The organism is Mesorhizobium sp. BR1-1-2, assembly GCF_020165435.1.
In the GTDB taxonomy this organism is placed as follows: Bacteria; Pseudomonadota; Alphaproteobacteria; order Rhizobiales; family Rhizobiaceae; genus Mesorhizobium.
Map to the genome: position 1 here is coordinate 48,145 of NZ_JAIUID010000017.1, position 16,288 is coordinate 64,432.

At 62.6% G+C, this 16,288-nt stretch carries 14 protein-coding genes; 10 read left to right on the forward strand and 4 right to left on the reverse strand.

The window, feature by feature from the left end; translation table 11 throughout:
• Positions 1 to 264: 264 nt before the first annotated feature.
• Together LB551_RS26080 and LB551_RS26085 are read right to left on the reverse strand one after the other, a co-directional pair.
• Entirely contained in the window at positions 265 to 636 is a 372-nt protein-coding gene (locus LB551_RS26080) for a response regulator (RefSeq protein ID WP_140553438.1), read from the reverse strand.
• On the reverse strand, positions 633 to 3,740 hold the full coding sequence (locus LB551_RS26085) for a CheR family methyltransferase (RefSeq protein ID WP_224661008.1): 3,108 nt from the start codon (positions 3,738 to 3,740) through the stop codon (positions 633 to 635). The genes LB551_RS26080 and LB551_RS26085 overlap by 4 nt, the downstream gene beginning before the upstream one ends.
• A gap of 286 nt (positions 3,741 to 4,026) precedes the next feature.
• On the opposite strand from LB551_RS26085, the gene LB551_RS26090 reads away from it, so the two are divergent.
• Positions 4,027 to 4,623, forward strand: coding sequence for a response regulator (locus LB551_RS26090; protein ID WP_224661009.1), 597 nt, complete (start codon positions 4,027 to 4,029; stop codon positions 4,621 to 4,623).
• Between the two features lie 40 nt (positions 4,624 to 4,663).
• Here LB551_RS26090 and LB551_RS26095 read toward each other — a convergent pair whose 3' ends face one another.
• Positions 4,664 to 4,936, reverse strand: a complete 273-nt coding sequence (locus LB551_RS26095) for a hypothetical protein (RefSeq protein WP_224625679.1) — start codon at positions 4,934 to 4,936, stop codon at positions 4,664 to 4,666.
• A 216-nt stretch (positions 4,937 to 5,152) separates the two neighbouring features.
• Between LB551_RS26095 and LB551_RS26100 the strand changes: the two genes are divergently transcribed.
• The 9 genes from LB551_RS26100 to LB551_RS26140 all read left to right on the forward strand — a co-directional run bounded on the left by LB551_RS26100 (position 5,153) and on the right by LB551_RS26140 (position 14,425).
• Positions 5,153 to 6,259, forward strand: a complete 1,107-nt coding sequence (locus LB551_RS26100) for an NAD-dependent epimerase/dehydratase family protein (protein WP_224625692.1) — start codon at positions 5,153 to 5,155, stop codon at positions 6,257 to 6,259.
• Positions 6,256 to 7,335 (forward strand): NAD-dependent epimerase/dehydratase family protein, encoded by a 1,080-nt coding sequence (locus LB551_RS26105; RefSeq protein WP_224625694.1) that lies wholly within the window; start codon positions 6,256 to 6,258, stop codon positions 7,333 to 7,335. Before LB551_RS26100 ends, LB551_RS26105 begins: the two co-directional genes overlap by 4 nt.
• On the forward strand, positions 7,332 to 8,624 hold the full coding sequence (locus tag LB551_RS26110) for a TIGR04295 family B12-binding domain-containing radical SAM protein (RefSeq protein WP_224625696.1): 1,293 nt from the start codon (positions 7,332 to 7,334) through the stop codon (positions 8,622 to 8,624). The genes LB551_RS26105 and LB551_RS26110 overlap by 4 nt, the downstream gene beginning before the upstream one ends.
• A 23-nt stretch (positions 8,625 to 8,647) precedes the next feature.
• Positions 8,648 to 9,709 (forward strand): glycosyltransferase family 4 protein, encoded by a 1,062-nt coding sequence (locus LB551_RS26115; protein WP_224625699.1) that lies wholly within the window; start codon positions 8,648 to 8,650, stop codon positions 9,707 to 9,709.
• A gap of 2 nt (positions 9,710 to 9,711) precedes the next feature.
• Positions 9,712 to 10,842 carry a glycosyltransferase gene (locus tag LB551_RS26120; protein WP_224625701.1) on the forward strand — a complete coding sequence of 377 codons (1,131 nt, stop codon included), beginning with the start codon at positions 9,712 to 9,714 and terminating at the stop codon, positions 10,840 to 10,842.
• Positions 10,839 to 11,930 (forward strand): glycosyltransferase, encoded by a 1,092-nt coding sequence (locus LB551_RS26125; protein ID WP_224661010.1) that lies wholly within the window; start codon positions 10,839 to 10,841, stop codon positions 11,928 to 11,930. Before LB551_RS26120 ends, LB551_RS26125 begins: the two co-directional genes overlap by 4 nt.
• Positions 11,930 to 13,033, forward strand: a complete 1,104-nt coding sequence (locus LB551_RS26130; RefSeq protein ID WP_224661011.1) for a glycosyltransferase — start codon at positions 11,930 to 11,932, stop codon at positions 13,031 to 13,033. The genes LB551_RS26125 and LB551_RS26130 overlap by 1 nt, the downstream gene beginning before the upstream one ends.
• Before the next feature lie 23 nt (positions 13,034 to 13,056).
• The gene (locus LB551_RS26135; protein WP_224661012.1) at positions 13,057 to 14,097 is read left to right on the forward strand and encodes a UDP-glucuronic acid decarboxylase family protein; all 1,041 of its coding nucleotides are present in this window, start codon (positions 13,057 to 13,059) and stop codon (positions 14,095 to 14,097) included.
• A gap of 142 nt (positions 14,098 to 14,239) precedes the next feature.
• Entirely contained in the window at positions 14,240 to 14,425 is a 186-nt protein-coding gene (locus tag LB551_RS26140; protein WP_140497402.1) for a hypothetical protein, read from the forward strand.
• A 3-nt stretch (positions 14,426 to 14,428) separates the two neighbouring features.
• On the opposite strand, the gene LB551_RS26145 is transcribed toward LB551_RS26140, so the two are convergent.
• A complete protein-coding gene (locus tag LB551_RS26145; RefSeq protein WP_224661013.1) occupies positions 14,429 to 16,183 on the reverse strand; it encodes a hypothetical protein in 1,755 nt (584 codons plus the stop codon).
• Between the last annotated feature and the right edge of the window lie 105 nt (positions 16,184 to 16,288).

The window sequence follows — 16,288 nt, forward strand, 5'->3', positions numbered from 1 at the left end:
TGGCTAACGAGAATTCTCGCTCGAAACCCGTTATTCGGTCTCCGAACACCGATGGTTTGCCACACCCGAGGCGAGACGCCGATGATACGGACGCAGGGGCGAAATCGCCGACGCCGAAGACTGCCGGAGGATCTCGCCCTTCAGCTCCTCCCCTGGACAATCCCGCAGCCAATCGAAATTCCGGTCGCCCCCGTCAGGCCAGCACGACTCCGCGACCGACGGACAAGCCCTTGGACTGATCCTGCGGCGCCATTGGAGTAACCGTCAACGCGAAACGTCGGGCAGCGACCCCAGATCGGCCAGCGCAGCCAGGATGGTTGCTTCAGTCGCCGGCTTGGGCACGAATTTGCAGTCGCGAAAGGATGCCGGTAAGTCGCGCGCGCCAAATCCCGTCATGAGGGCGAAGGGAACACCCTGCGCCTGCAATATCTCCGCGAGGGGCAGGCTCGTTTCACCGTTCAACTGGATGTCCAGCAACGCCATGTCGATCTTGTCCGAGCCGACGAGACGAAGCGCCGCGGCGACCGAAGGCGCGGGACCGACCACCTGGTAACCGGCGCTACGCAGGACTAACGCGGTGTCTTCCGCGATCAGCCATTCGTCCTCGACGACCAGGACGCGCGGTCCGTCGTTCACGACTCCTCCTTCCCGTTAACGGGAAATGCGATCTGAACGTTGAGGCCTTCCTTGCGAAAAGCGGTTTCAACATGGCCGCCAAGCCTGTAGCCGATCTCTCCCTGCAGCAGCGTGAGGCCGAAGCCGCTGCCGACGGGTTCCTTGACAGGGGGACCATCCTTCTCGCGCCAGGCAAACGTGAACATGTCGTCAGCGATCGACCACATCACCACCACCTTGCCACGAGGTTTGGAAAGAGCGCCATATTTGGCCGCGTTGGTGGCCAGTTCGTGGACGGCCATGCTGAGGGAAAGACCCTGTTGCGGTCCAAGTTCTATCTCCTGGCCGTTCAGTTCGAACCGTTCAATGCCAAACGGTTCGAGTTCCTGGTGAAGCAGTTCGCTGACCGAAGCTTCCTTCCAGCTTTTCCGGCTCAACAATCCATACGCCCGCGACATCGCATGCAAGCGTCCGATCAAGGCCTCCGCGAATTCATCCTTCGACACGGATTTCTCCCGCGTGCGGCTCGCAATGCTGACGATCACCGCCAGCATGTTCTTGACCCGGTGGTTGAGCTCAGAGATGAGAACCTGCTGATGCTCTTCCGCCTGAGCCAGGATGGTGACGTCGACCAGTGTCACGACTACACCCTGAACCCGGTTGCTCTTGTCCCGATAGGGATTGATATGGACCATGTGAAACCGCCCGGCGCTGTCGCGCGCGAGGTGGTGGTTCAGGGTCTCGCCGGTCTCGAACACCTCGGCGATATGCTGCTTCAACTCGGGATAGTCGAGCTGGCTCGACAGGTCCGTCAGCGGCCGGCCGACGTCGGAGGGACGCAGACTGAAGAAGGACGAAGCCGCAGGCGTGAAGGTCCGCACCACCAGATTGCGATCGAGGAAAATGGTCGCGATTTCGGTGCTTTCGAACAGGTTGCGCAGATCGCTGTTGGCGTGATCGAGTTCCTCGATCTTGTTCGTCAACTCGGCATTGATGGTGTTCAGTTCCTCATTGAGCGACTGCATTTCCTCCTTCGAGGCCTCAAGTTCTTCATTGGTCGATTGCGCTTCCTCGTTGACGGAGACGAGTTCCTCATTGGAGGACTTCACCTCTTCCAGTGCGGTCTCATATTCCTCGATCGTCGATTGCAGGCGCTCCCTCGTATCGCGCAGTTCCCGCTCGAGATCGGCGGTGCTGTCGGTGTCATGGCTGCCGCCTTCGTCTGTGCGGATCTGCGTAGGTCCCGACGGTTCGAACAGGACGAGATAGAGCGGCTCGCCATTGTCGCGTTCCGCCAGCGGCTCGATGGTGAGCTTGATCGGCTGGATCCGCTCATCATCCTCCTCGACCGTGAGATTTTCCCGCACGACGGTCCGGCGCGTCGACGTCGCCTCCCGCAGTGCGGCGCGCAGGTCGAGCCGCAGCCCGCGGCGTGCCATTGTCAACAATTGCCGGCTGGGAATGCCTTGCGGCGCCTCGAGATATTTTCCGGTGCGAGCTGAGTAGTAGACGACGTCGCCTTCGGCGTTGACCAGCACATGCGGGGGGGCGAAGCGCTCCAGCACCTGCGCCTCGACCGCCTGGCGCAGCGGATAACCGGCGGCTCCCTTCCTCAAGCCGGTGCTCTCGGACGGGAATGCGCCCGAACGGCTATCGCCGATCAGGGCGGGCAGCCTGACATGCGGCGAGGCATGCTCCCGCGCCTGGAAGATACGATGTTTCTTGTCGACGGTGGCAAACAGATTGTCGTTCTGTCCGACGCTCTCCGAGGTGCCGAGAAAAAGGTAACCGCCGGGCTTCAGGGCGTAATGGAAAATAGGGATGACCCGGTTCTGAATGGCAGGGCCGAAATAGATCAGCAGGTTACGGCACGACACCAGGTCCATGCGTGAGAAAGGCGGGTCGCGAACTACGCTGTGCGGCGAAAAGATGCACAGCTCCCGTATTTCGTTGCTGATGACATAGGTGTCGCCGTCGCCATTGAAAAACCGCTGGCGGCGTTCGGGGGAAAGCCCTTGCAGCAAGGCTTCGGGATAGCGCCCTGCCCGCGCCACCGCCAGCGCCGGTTCGTCGATGTCGGTCGCGAATATCTGGATTCGCGGAACGACCGGGAGCTTATCCGCATGTTCGCGCAGCAGGATACCGATGGAGAACACCTCTTCGCCTGTGGCGCAGCCGGGAATCCACACCCTGACGATGTCGTTGGCGGTCTTGCCTTCGAAGAGTTGCGGTACGATCTTTCGCTCGAGCAGTTCGAAAGCCTCGGGATCGCGAAAGAAGTTGGTGACGTTGATCAGCAGGTCGCGAAAAAGGTTCATCACCTCGCGAGGGTCCTTTTGCAGCCATTCGACGTATGCGCCAATGGATTGCATTTGTGCGATCTGCATGCGCCGCTTGATGCGTCGCAGGAACGTCTTGGTCTTGTAGCCCGAGAAATCATGGCCTGAGTGGCTGCGCAGGATGCCGTAGATCTGGGACAGAACCTTTTCCATACCTGCCGTTCGGACGCCATCTTCCTCCGCCAACCCATTTAACGCGTCGAAGCCGCGGGCGAAGGCTTCCAGCTTCGTGCCGATCTCCTCGGCGGGCGCGGCTATATCGATAAGTCCGCTGGTGATGGCGCTCTGCGGCATATCGGGGTTGCGCGGGCCGTAGCCGTCGGAGATCTGCGCGACGGTGAGCCCCCCACGCTCCTTGATCGCCTTGGCGCCCAAGGTTCCATCGGAATCTCCGCCGGACAGGATGACGCCGACGGCATGTTCGCCCTGGTCTTCGGCTAATGCGCTGAAGAAGATGTCTATGGGTTTGCGTTCCTGGCTGAACCCGTTGGGCCGGCGCAGGCGCAGCATTCCCTTGTCGATGGTCAGGGTCACGTTCTGCGGCATGACATAGACGTGGTTCGCTTGAACGATCATGCCATCCGCCGCGACTTCGACCGGCATTTCGGTGTAGCGGCCGACGACCTCATGCAACAGGCTCTCTCGCTTAGGGCTGAGATGAGTGATGACGACGAACGCCATGCCGGGCTGATCGGCCATACCCTTGAACAGCCCTTCCATCGCCGGAATTCCGCCGGCGGACGCGCCGACGCCAACGATGGGAAATCTTTTCGACTGGGCTGTCACTGGAAGTTCCCCTTTCGGCACCTGTGTGCGAAATCACTTATGAAGCAGGCTGGACAGCAGGTAAGCATAGGCGCGGCGGAGATACGGAACAAGTCGCGACGGATGGCGTTGAATTTGCAGTTCACGTGTTCAATGACCAAACGTCCATCTGAAACAAAGCTCCCGACGCACATGGAGTCAGCGGCGTGGAATTGCTCGACGATTTCGGCCGGGCTCGTGCCGAAACGCCAGCAGGCTCGGCGAAGGAGACTGTTCCACCAGGTACTGGTCGAGAAAGGATGACGAGGTGCGCGATCTGCAAGGGGTGCATCTTCTGATCGTCGAAGACGAATGGATGGTAGCCGGAGATCTCGCCCGTTATTTCAGCAATATGGGTGCGATCATTCTGGGACCGGCAGCGACGGTCGAACAAGCATCATTGCACACTGAATCGGCCGAGGCTGCCATCCTCGACGTCAATCTCAACGGGCGACGGGTCTTTCCGATCGCGGACGAATTGATGCGCCGCGGCGTGCCGTTCGTGTTTTTCAGCGGCGACAGCGATATCGCCATTCCCCAACATCTGCGGCATGCCAGCAACCTGCGAAAATCCTCGGGCAACGGGGCTGTATTCAATGCTCTTTTCCCGCCGCAAAACCCGGCTGCGGCGAGTGGCTTTGTGCCAAGTCCGCCGGACGACGTGTTTTCGCTCCTGCCCAAACTCAGGCTTGCGGCACGTCTGTTGCTGGGGGATGTGGAAGCCTCCGACCGGCTTGTCGAAAGGACGCTCGAGCGGGCGATCCGTGACATCGACCAAAGGCGGATCGGCCAGTCCACCGAAGACTGGCTTAACGCCATCATACGCGATTTGGCAAAGTCCAGCGGCGCAAGGCTTCTGAACTGAGCCGAACCAGGTTTCCGATTGATCGCCGGCCGGGCCTCGGTCAGCCCTTTGGGTCACGCTCGACGAACTTGTTGAAACGGCTGGTCTGCCCGCCGCCGGTGTTGGCCTGGTAAAGAAAAGCCAGACGGTTCTCATCGAATATCCGAAAGAACTCATCCCATTCGACTGGTTCGAATGCCTCCTCGGGCTCGCCGAAATCGATCCGCAGGATGCCGCCCTCGCCCTTGGTTCGCACCACTGCCGGCCGGCCGTTCCGCTCCTCGGCCCATTTGCGAATCTCCTCGTGATTGGTGGTCGTCTGCGATTGCGACATCGAAATCTCCTTTGGACCTGCTCTCTCGCCGCGCACGCACCGCGGCAACTGTTGAGCGTCCTAACAGCACACGGCAGGCAATGTTCCAGCACCCGTCGCGTGGTGCGATGCGCCTGCTGTCGAATGAAACCGCCAGGAGAACTTTGTTGATGCGCAGGGAACAAAGCTTTTGCCGAGAAGTTGGGGACGCCGAGGTCACCAGTCCGAGGAGTTGTCGTGAAACGTATACTGGTCACAGGGGGCTGTGGTTTCATTGGTCGCCACGTCGCACAAGAATTCGCCGATCACGGTTATTCGGTTTGCATCCTAGATGCATTGCTGGATCAGGTGCATGCAGGCGAAGCGGTCAACCTTCCCGCGGGAGCCGAACTGATCAAGGGCGATGTGCGCGATCGCGAGGCCGTCACCAAGGCACTGGACGGCATCGACGGGGTGGTTCACCTGGCCGCGGAAGTCGGCGTCGGCCAATCCATGTACGAGATCGCCCGCTATGTCGGCGCCAACGATCTCGGCACCGCCACGCTGCTGGAGGCGTTGATCAAGCACCCGGTCGAGCGGATCGTCGTCGCCTCCTCGATGAGCGTCTACGGCGAAGGCCTTTACGCCACGCCCGACGGCCGGCGCATCGGCAACGCCCGGCGCAAGGCCAACGATCTCAAAGGCGGACAGTGGAATCCCATGTCTGCGGACGGTGAACCTCTCTCGCCGTTGCCGACCGACGAAGAAAAGCCGGTCGATCTCGCCTCCATCTATGCATTGACGAAATATGCCCAGGAACGCGCCGTGCTGATCTTCGGCGAGGCCTATGGTGTCGACGCTGTGGCACTGCGCCTGTTCAACGTCTTCGGCGCCGGACAGGCGCTTTCAAACCCTTATACCGGCGTGCTGGCCAACTTCGCCTCGCGTCTCGCCAACGGCAAGCGGCCGATGATCTTCGAGGATGGCCAGCAGAAGCGCGACTTCGTTCATGTGCGTGACGTCGCCCGCGCCTTTCGCCTGGCGCTGGAGCAACGCCAGGCGAAAGGTCACGTCATCAACATCGGAAGCGGCCGGGCCTATGCGATCCGCGATGTCGCGCGCCTTTTGGCCGAGGCTATGGGAACGCCGGACCGCTCGCCCGAGCTGCTCGGCAAAGCGCGTTCCGGCGACATTCGCAACTGCTTCGCCGACATTTCCAAGGCGCGTGAACTGCTCGGCTTCGAGCCGGGGCGGCAATTGGAGAATTCGCTCGGCGACTTCGTTTCCTGGGTGCGCAACACGATTGCCATCGATCGCGGCGCCGACATGAAACGCGAGCTCGAAGAACGCGGGCTGGTGTCATGAAGCCGGGTAGACGCAACCGTCGCGAAGCACCTGTCGCCATCGTCGGCGGCAGCGGCTTCATCGGGTCCAATCTCGCCGACAGCCTGTTGTCGGACGGCGAGCCGGTGCTGGTGATCGACAATCTCAGTCGCGCCGGTGTCGAACAGAACCTTGAATGGTTGTCGCACAAGCATGGAAGCCGCCTCACCGTGGAAACCGTCGATGTGCGAGAGGCCAACGCCTTGGCTTCAGCCCTGAGGGGGTCGAAAGCGATATTCCATCTGGCCGCGCAGACCGCCGTCACCACCAGCCTGGTTCGGCCGGGCGAGGATTTCGACATCAACCTTCGGGGAACTTTCAACGTCCTGGAGGCGGCGCGACAAAGCGGCGAGCGCGTCCCGGTGATCTTCGCCAGCACCAACAAGGTCTACGGCAGCCTCCCCGACATCGCGGTTCGCCAGGAAGGCGAGCGGTGCGTGCCTTGCGACCCTGCAATCCGTGCTGAGGGCATCGGCGAGGGCCGCAGCCTGGACTTTTGCACGCCCTATGGCTGCTCCAAAGGCGCGGCGGACCAGTACGTGCTCGATTACGCCAAGTCCTATGGCTTGCCGACTGCGGTCCTGCGGATGAGCTGTATCTATGGCCCGCGCCAGTTTGGAACGGAGGACCAGGGCTGGGTTGCGCATTTCCTGATCTGCGCGCTTTCGGGGCGGCCGATAACCATTTACGGCAACGGCAGGCAGGTGCGCGACATCCTGCACGTCTCCGATGCGGTTGCGGCCTACAGGGCCGTGCTCGACCGGATCGAGACGATCGCGGGCCAGGCGTTCAATCTCGGCGGCGGACCGGAAAATGCGCTCAGCCTGCGCATGCTGTTGGATGAGATCGGCAGCCTGACGGATCGAGCACTGTCGGTCCGCTATGAGGCCGAGCGGACGGGCGACCAGCCCTTCTTCGTCGCCGATACCAGGAAGATGAAAACCACGCTTGGCTGGAGGGCGCGTGTTTCATGGCGCGAAGGCGTCCGCGACCTCGCCGATTGGTTGCACCGTCACCGGCTCGAACCCCAAGCCGAAGCCGTGAGGTACGTCGCATGAAAATCGCATTGGTCAACCCGTTCTGGGCCTATGACGACAGCATCTATTTCGGCTGCCGCCAACCGCATCTGCCCCTGGAGTTCGGCTACTCGAAAGCCTTGCTCGAACGGGCCGGACATGAGGTGCTGATGTTGGACGGACAGCTTCAGAAGCTTGACAATTCCAGCCTTTCCGAACGGGTTGCCGAGTTCGCCCCGGCAATGACGGTCGTCAGCACCGCGCCGACCTATCTGTTCTGGCGTTGCGCGCCGCCGGAGCTGCGCGTGCCGGCCGACTTTCTCAACCGCCTTGCCGGGCGAGGCGGGCGCACCGTAGCGGTCGGGCCGCATGGCTCGGCGACACCGGCGCCAACTCTGCGCAAGCTCGGCGTTGACATCGTCGTGCGCGGCGAATGCGAGGAGGTTGTCGCCGACCTTGCACGGTGCGACGATTGGAGCGTGGTGCCGTCCACGGCCCACATCAGCGGAGCAAGGCTGGTCTCTAACGGCGGCGTCCACGCCAGTTCGTTCGTCGACCATCCGCCGCTCGAATGGCCATCGGACTGGATAGCCGCGCACGCGCACCATCATCACAGGTTCGACGACCAGCAGGTGGGGTTCGGCGCGGAGGTCGAGGCGTCGCGCGGCTGCCCTTACAATTGCAGCTTCTGCGCCAAGATGGATTTCCGCGATGCCTATCGCCGCCGAAATCACGAGGCGGTCGTGACGGAAATAGACCGGCTGATCGCCCAAGGTGTCGGCTACATCTACTTCATCGACGAGATTTTCCTGCCGCAGAAAGCCTTGCTGGAGGCACTGATCGATCGCGAGGTGAAGTTCGGCGTACAGACCCGCATCGACCTGTGGAAGCCCGAGCTGCTGGAATTGCTCGGCGCGGCAGGCTGCGTGTCCATCGAAGCGGGCCTCGAAAGCCTGACGGTAGAGGGCCGGGCCATGCTGGCCAAGCGCTGCCGGCTGGGCACGGAGGAACTCGCCGCGCTGCTCGTCGACGCGAGACGCCATGTTCCCTTCGTCCAGGCCAACCTGATCGGCGTAGTCGAAGACGACCCTGCCCTGGTCGACCACTGGCGAAACCACCTGATAGACAACGGCGTATGGGCCAATGAGCCGGTACCGCTCTATCCCTATCCGAGTTCGCCCAGCTATCGCGAGCTTTGGGGCGAGCCCGACGACATCGCCTGGGAGCGCGCGCATGAGCACTATCTCGCATCGTTCCAAAAGTTCAGCGACATCCAGGAGAAGCGCCCGCGTCCGCTGGCGGAGCTGGAGGCGACATGTTGCGGACACTGACCCCGCGTTCGCGGCGCATCTTGATGACGGTCGATGCCGTGGGCGGCGTGTGGCGGTACACGCTTGATCTGGCCCGGGAATTCGTCGATGGCGGAGGCAGCGTTTTGCTCGCCGGTCTTGGTCCGGAGCCGTCCAGGCAACAGGTCGAAGAAGCGCAGTCTTTCGCGACGCTGACCTGGCTGACCACGCCACCGGATTGGATGATCCGCAATGCCAGCGACCTCGATGCGTTGCCGGGGGAGTTGCATGGGCCCATTCGTGACCACGCCATCGACCTTGTTCATCTCAATGCGCCGACGCAGGCAGTGGGGCTCGATGCGCCCTGCCCCGTCGTGGTGGTCTCCCACTCCTGCGTGGTCACATGGTTCCATGCCGTCAAGGGACAGGCGGTGGACAGCGCATGGGACTGGCAGAAGCAGCGCAACAGGCGCGGCTTCGACCGGGCCGACGCCGTCATCGCGCCGAGCCACAGCCACGCCGGCATGCTCGAAACCTGCTATGGGCCGATCGCGCGTCTCAACGTCGTCGCCAACGGCGCCCGCCCCATAGCGAAACCCGAAAAGCGTCAACCGCTCGTCTTCGCCGCCGCCCGCTGGTGGGATGAAGCCAAGAATGCCACGGTGATCGACCAGGCCGCGTCGATGACGCAATGGCCCGTCTTTGCAGCCGGTTCCACGCAAGGTCCGAACGGCCAGCGCGCCGGCTTTAGCCATGCCGTCGCTCTCGGAGCGCTACCGCATGATGAGATGCGCGCCCTGATGGCGCGCGCCGGCATCTTCGTGTCGTCATCGCTTTACGAGCCGTTCGGCCTGGCGGCGCTCGAAGCGGCCACGTCGGCGACGCCGCTCGTTCTATCCGACATAGCCACCCACCGTGAGTTATGGGACGGGGCCGCGTTATTCTACGCCCCGCGCGACCCGGATGATCTCGCCGCCTGCATAAACCGTCTCTCCGCCGATGCGCAGCACAGGCGGGAGCTCGGCCGGGCAGCCCTGCGCCGGAGCCGCAGGTTTTCGTTGGCGAGGCAGGCAGCGGCCATGCGCGACGTCTACGACAAAGCGGCCTTAGCGATGGCGGAGCGCTGATCATGCGCTTTCTGTTCTATACCCATTCGGTCGTTTCCGACTGGAACCATGGCAACGCACATTTCCTGCGCGGCATCATGCGGGAGCTGGTCGCGCGCCAGCATCAGGCGATCGCGCTGGAGCCGGCGGACGGCTGGAGCCGCTCGAATCTGCTGGCCGAGAAGGGCTCCTTCGCCATAGAGCGCTTCAGGAACGATTTCCCCGAGCTGATGCCGGTGACTTACGATGCCGGCTTTGACCACGAGGCCTGGATCGCCGATGCGGACGTGGTGGTCGTCCATGAATGGACTGATCCGGATCTCATCGCGCGCATTGGCCGCGCCAGGGCGAGCGGCGGCAACTTCATCCTCCTGTTTCACGACACCCACCACCGCGCCGTGTCGGCGACCGAGGCGATCTCGGCGCTCCAGCTGGAGCATTACGACGGCGTCCTCGCCTTTGGCGAAGCCCTGCGCGAGAGCTACCTGCGCGCCGGGTGGGGCAAACGCGTCTTCACCTGGCACGAGGCGGCTGACGACCGCCTGTTCAGACCGCACCCGGAGATTCGCCCTGCGTCAGACCTGATCTGGATTGGAAACTGGGGCGACGACGAGCGTACCGCAGAACTCAAGGAATTTCTGATCGAGCCGGTGCACGAACTCCGCCTCGAGGCCACCGTCCATGGCGTGCGCTACCCCAGGCAGGCGCTCGCCGATCTCGCAGCCGCCGGCCTGCGCCATGAAGGTTGGATCGCCAATGCCGACGTGCCGAAGGCGTTCGCAGCGCATCGTGTCACGGTGCATGTTCCGCGCCGCCCCTATCGGGAAGGCCTGCCCGGCATTCCGACCATCCGCGTGTTCGAGGCACTCGCCTGCGGCATTCCGCTGATTTCGGCGCCGTGGTCCGACACCGAGCAACTGTTCAGACCAGGCGTCGATTTCCTGTTTGCGGACAATGGCTCCCAGATGCGGCGACACCTCCGGGCTGTACTCGGCGACGCGGACTTCGCTGCCTCCTTGGCGGCGTCTGGTCTCGAGACCATCCGCCTGCGGCACACATGTCGGCACCGCGTGGACGAGTTGTTCGGCGTGCTCGCCGAATGCGGACCTCAACACATCACCAATCCGACCGCCGCAAAGGAAGCTGCTGAATGAAGATCGCTTTTTATGGATCGAGCCTGTTGTCGTCCTACTGGAACGGCGCCGCGACTTATTACCGTGGGTTGCTCAAGGCGCTTTCCCAACTCGGCTACGAAATCACCTTCTATGAACCTGACGTCTATGACCGCCGGAGCAACCGCGACATCGAGGCGCCGGACTGGTGCGCTGTCGTCGTGTACGAGGCGACCCGGCACGCGCTGATGCAGGTGGCGGCGTGCGCCGCCGAGGCGGATATCGTGGTCAAGGCGAGCGGCGTCGGTTTCGAGGATGAGGCGCTGCTGCGCGCCGTGCTCGATCACGCGCGTCCTGACGCGCTCGTCGTGTTCTGGGACGTGGATGCTCCAGCGACGCTCGGCCAATTGCGCGACGAACCGGACCATCCGCTGCATGCCGCGCTGCGGCAAATCGATCTTGTGTTGACCTATGGCGGCGGCGACCCCGTGGTCTGGGCCTATCGTGCCATGGGAGCGAAGGAATGCGTGCCGATCTACAATGGGCTCGATCCTGAAACGCATCATCCAGTCGCCAGTCAGGCGCGTTTTGCTTGCGATCTCGCATTCCTCGGAAACCGGCTGCCGGACCGTGAGGCGCGCGTCGAGGCGTTTTTCCTCGATCCGGCCAGCCGCTTGCAGGAGCAGCGTTTCCTGCTTGGCGGATCGGGCTGGGGTGACAAGCCGCTTCCCGCCAATGTCAGTTGGCTCGGCCATGTCGGCACCAGCGACCACAATGCCTTCAATGTCACGCCCAAGGCGGTGTTGAACATCAGCCGCGACAGCATGGCCGCAAACGGCTTTTCGCCCGCCACCCGCGTTTTCGAGGCGGCGGGCGCCGGTGCCTGCCTCATCACGGATGCGTGGCTGGGGGTCGAACTGTTCCTGAAACCCGGCGAGGAGATCCTGATCGCGCGCGACGGCGGCGATGTCGCCGAAATCATGCGCACCTTGACCCCCAACCGGGCAAAGGCGATCGGCGCGTCCGCACTGCGCCGCGTCCGCGGTGAACATACCTACGCCATGAGAGCGGCCGTCACCGACGCGGTCCTGAGGCGGCACTTCGAACGCGGGACCGAGGAGGCGGCGTGATGACCAAGCGGCTCAATATCGTCTTTCTCGGCCTGTCCCTCTCCTCGTCCTGGGGCAACGGCCACGCCACGACCTTTAGAGGATTGCTGAAAGGCCTGCACGAACTCGGCCATCGCGTGACATTCCTTGAGCGTAACGTGCCGTGGTACGCCAATCATCGCGATTTGCGCGATCCCGATTTCTGCGCCCTGCGCTATTACGAAACCACCCGAGAGTTGCAACAGGACTGCGCACGATGCCTGCAACAGGCCGATGTCGTGGTCGTTGGGTCCTTCGTTCCGGAGGGGCGCGCGGTCATCGACATTGTCGCGGCGCTCTGCAAGGGGGCGCTCTGCTTTTATGACATCGACACGCCGGTCACCCTGGCAAAACTTTCGACGGATGAATGCGACTATCTTTGTCGGCGCCAGATTCCGTATTTCGATGTCTATTTCTCCTTCGCCGGAGGGCCGACGCTTGGCCGACTGGCGGAGGATTTCGGCGCGCGCCGCGCCGAGCCACTCTACTGTGCGGTCGACCCGGAACGGCATCATCGAACCGCCGACCCGGTCGGCTGGGATCTCGGTTATATCGGCACTTACAGCACGGACCGGCAGGCAGCGCTGAACGCGCTGTTGCTCGAGCCCGCACGGCGCATGCCGGACCGCCGTTTTGTCGTCGCCGGCTCGCAATATCCGCCTGACATTGTCTGGCCCGAAAATGTCGAACGCATCGAACATTTGCCGCCGGCCGATCATGCCGCTTTCTATAGCCGCCAGCGCTACACGCTCAACGTCACGCGCAGATCGATGATCGCCGCCGGATGGTCGCCCAGCGTGAGGCTTTTCGAAGCGGCCGCTTGCGGTACGCCGATTATCAGCGATCGCTGGCCAGGTCTCGACAGCTTCTTTCCTGCTTCGGCGATCCACACGGCCGACAAGGGGGATGACATCGTCGATATCCTGCTCAGGGAATCCGAGCGCGCCCGGCTCGCCATGGCCGACCGGGCGCGCGAACTCGTCCTGGGAGCACATACCGGCGCGGCCAGGGCCCGCGAATTCGTGTCGCTGCTGACAGGACCGAGAGCAGCGATGATCGATCTCGATATCGGAACCGCAGCATGACTGAAAGACAGGAGAAAACAGCGATGCGGCAAACAAGAAAAGCGCGAAGGGCGAAGACAGTGCTTGTCGCCGGCGGCGCGGGTTTCCTCGGCTCGCATCTTTGCGAAACGTTGTTCCGCAACGGCTGGCGTGTGATCTGCGTCGACAATTTCCTTACCGGCCGCATGGACAACATCGTCTCGATCATGGACCAGCCGCGCTTCCGGCTGATCGAGCAGGATATCTGCCGACCACTGAACCTCGGTGAGCCGGTCGATCGCATTTTCAACCTGGCATGCGCTGCTTCGCCGCCGCGCTACCAGGCCGATCCGATACACACAACGCGCACCTGCGTAATCGGAACGCTCAACCTGCTCGAACTCGCCGCCCGCAACAATGCGCGATTCCTGCAGGCGTCGACGAGTGAAGTTTACGGCGACCCGGAAGAACATCCGCAACGGGAAGACTATGTCGGCCATGTGAATTTCACTGGCCCGCGCGCCTGCTACGATGAAGGCAAGCGCACCGCCGAAACGCTTTGCTTCGATTATCTGAGAGCGGCAAAAGCCGATATTCGCGTGGCCCGCATCTTCAATACCTACGGTCCCAGGATGGATCCTGCCGACGGCCGCATCGTCTCGAACCTGATCATGCAGGCGCTTGAGAAGCGTTCGATGACGATATTCGGCGATGGGTTGCAGACCAGGTCCTTCTGCTACGTCTCCGACCTGATCGACGGTATGATGCGCCTGATGCACCTCGATCCCAATCCCGGAAAACCGGTCAATCTGGGCAATCCTGGAGAATTCACCATCATGCGGTTGGCATCCATGGTGAGGGACATGACCGGAACCAAGTCGGATCTGAAATTCCTGCCCCTGCCGCAAGACGATCCGCGCCGCAGGCAGCCCGACATCTCGCGTGCAAAGGCGCTGCTCGGCTGGACGCCGAAAGTGCCGCTCAGGCAAGGGCTGATGCAGACGATCGGATACTTCTCCAATCTCGAAACCAGCGGGATCGACGGCCGGATGACAGCTATTGCGACAAACGCAAGATCGGGCAGATTGCAAAACCTTCCGGCCTGAAGCCAGGCCGCCGCGCAGCCACGTGCTCCCGGCATGACCGCTCAAGCACGGTCATGCCTCCTGCCGCACTTTTGCGGATTGCCCGGAACATCCTGGCAAGCTCGGGGTTTGACGATGAGACCCCGCTATGGAGTACGGACCTGTGCAACCCAAACGATCCGCAAAGGATATCGAGCAGATTGCGGAAAGAGAGACGGCTGCCTTTCTGCGACGGGCCTCCATCACCTATCTCGAGTGCTGCGTCAGTCTGATGATGACGCATCTGCAGCGCGAGGAAGTGGCCACCATTCTCGAACGCGAAGCGGACATGCTGCGGAGACTGGACTGATCGTCACGGCCCGGACCTCTCCAGGAAGCGTAGCAGCCCATTCTTGTACCGCGTTGCCGCAGCTACCAGCCTTGGCTTCTCCGGGCCATGCTCGGATCGGGCAGCAACGTTCCAGAGTCCCAGTTGAAACGCCAGGTAGCAAGGTTCGAGATAGTCAATGAGGCCGGTATCGATATTGAGCCGCTCCCCGGCTTCCATGCGGTGGACCAACGTCGCTAGCTCGCTGTCGGAAAATCCATACTCGACGCGAGCGCCCGCAATGTCCCATTCTATGGGCTGGCAGCCGATCAAATCATGTCCCCGGCAGTGATCGACGGCATCCGTCTTGATCAACGTCCCGTCGGCACAAACGAGAAACTCCCACGGGTGAAGCCTTCCGTCGATCTCGACCCGTGGCAGCGCTCGCGCAGGGCCTTGCTTCGAGAACCAGTTCCGCAGCTCCGCCGCGCGCCGCTCTCCAAGGGCTTCGGCGCCATTGTGGACGGCCATATCAACGAGTTCCGGCAATGGAGCACCGGGCTCCGGAGTTCCCAGATTGGCCGCACGCCAGGCGAGATAGCGTGCGAGCCCCGCGACAAGCCTGTCTTTCGACAGGCTTGCCTGATCCATGGTCTTGCCGTCGACCCACCGTTCAACCAGAAAGCCGTGGCAAAGCCCGGCAACTTGCGGTGCGAAACCGGCTTCGTGCAGCATCTTGGCGGCTCGCATCTTGCGCTGCCCTGCTTCACCGAGGCCGGCGAATTTGACGAGCCACCGATCGCGGCCCGCAGACGCCAGGAACTTTCGCCGCTCGAAGCCGGGTTGGCTAGGCGGCCAGAGCCTCTCCTCGGTGTAGTGGAGATTTCGCCACTCTCCAGCGTATATTTCGATCAAGGCCAGTTGCGGGCTGCCAGCCGCCTCCGCCACCCAATCGCGCAGCGTCGGGATTTGCGCGCCGCTCGGGAAGGTGCGTTCGAAGGCCATCGCCACATGTTTGCGGCAACCCGACCATGTCTCACGAACCTCCTCAGAGGCTTCGGCGCCCGGGCCGCCGGAATGGCTGGGGAACAGGTGGATGCGGTCCCTATCGATGCCCAGCCGCCGCAACCACGCGACGACGGCGTGCATCGAACTGCCCGACAGGCCGGGGCCCTCGTCGACAACAGCGAAGCAAGCCGACGGCTTGTCCCTCCAGTCGCCGATCAGTTCCGGATCGGCGTTGACATGCCTGCGGAAAGGATGGCCGATCGGGCGCACGCTGATGGGTGCCGGCGCGTCGATCGCCGCGGCGACCAGGGCGGCAAGCCCAAGGCCGATGCTGCGGATGCCGATGACGCATGTGTTCGCCTCGAGGCCTGATGCCCGCGCCGCGCCGAGATAGCTTTCCGGATAAAGCGCATAATGGGCGTACCCCTCGGCCGTGCCGGTAAGAACCTTGCCCCGGCAGTCGAGCGCCGCCAGCATTTGCCTCAGCACGGGATCGACGGCGCCGCTGACCGCGAAGCCGCTTTGCCAGGACCTCGCCACTTCCGCCGCAAGGCCAACCAGCAGCTTGGCGCCTTGCCGTTGCCGCGGCGAAGGGGTGTCCCCGCGGCAGGCCTCGAACTCGATGTCGGCCAGCGCCTGGACCAGTTCCGAGACCTTGACGAACAGCCCTACCAAGGCAGCGTGGCGTTGGATGCCGCAGGGCCTGCAATCGAGGCTTCCGGCCATTTCGATTGCAGCCTCGCGAAGCTGCCGCGCGTCTTCCGTTCGTTTGTGGTCGCCGTAGACGATCATCGATCGATTCCAAGCTTGCCGTGCGCCAACGCGGCATACGCGGCTTCGATCCATCCTGCCGCGCGCAATTTTTCCACATGCCAAGGAACATTCCGGCAAGCTGGC

Coding starts and splice junctions, on each gene's coding strand:
- LB551_RS26130 (WP_224661011.1), top strand. CDS start 11,930: ATGACCAAGCGGCTCAATATCGTCTTTCTCGGCCTGTCCCTCTCCTCG.
- LB551_RS26105 (WP_224625694.1), top strand. CDS start 6,256: ATGAAGCCGGGTAGACGCAACCGTCGCGAAGCACCTGTCGCCATCGTC.
- LB551_RS26095 (WP_224625679.1), bottom strand. CDS start 4,936: ATGTCGCAATCGCAGACGACCACCAATCACGAGGAGATTCGCAAATGG.
- LB551_RS26135 (WP_224661012.1), top strand. CDS start 13,057: ATGCGGCAAACAAGAAAAGCGCGAAGGGCGAAGACAGTGCTTGTCGCC.
- LB551_RS26115 (WP_224625699.1), top strand. CDS start 8,648: ATGACGGTCGATGCCGTGGGCGGCGTGTGGCGGTACACGCTTGATCTG.
- LB551_RS26110 (WP_224625696.1), top strand. CDS start 7,332: ATGAAAATCGCATTGGTCAACCCGTTCTGGGCCTATGACGACAGCATC.
- LB551_RS26145 (WP_224661013.1), bottom strand. CDS start 16,183: ATGATCGTCTACGGCGACCACAAACGAACGGAAGACGCGCGGCAGCTT.
- LB551_RS26120 (WP_224625701.1), top strand. CDS start 9,712: ATGCGCTTTCTGTTCTATACCCATTCGGTCGTTTCCGACTGGAACCAT.
- LB551_RS26125 (WP_224661010.1), top strand. CDS start 10,839: ATGAAGATCGCTTTTTATGGATCGAGCCTGTTGTCGTCCTACTGGAAC.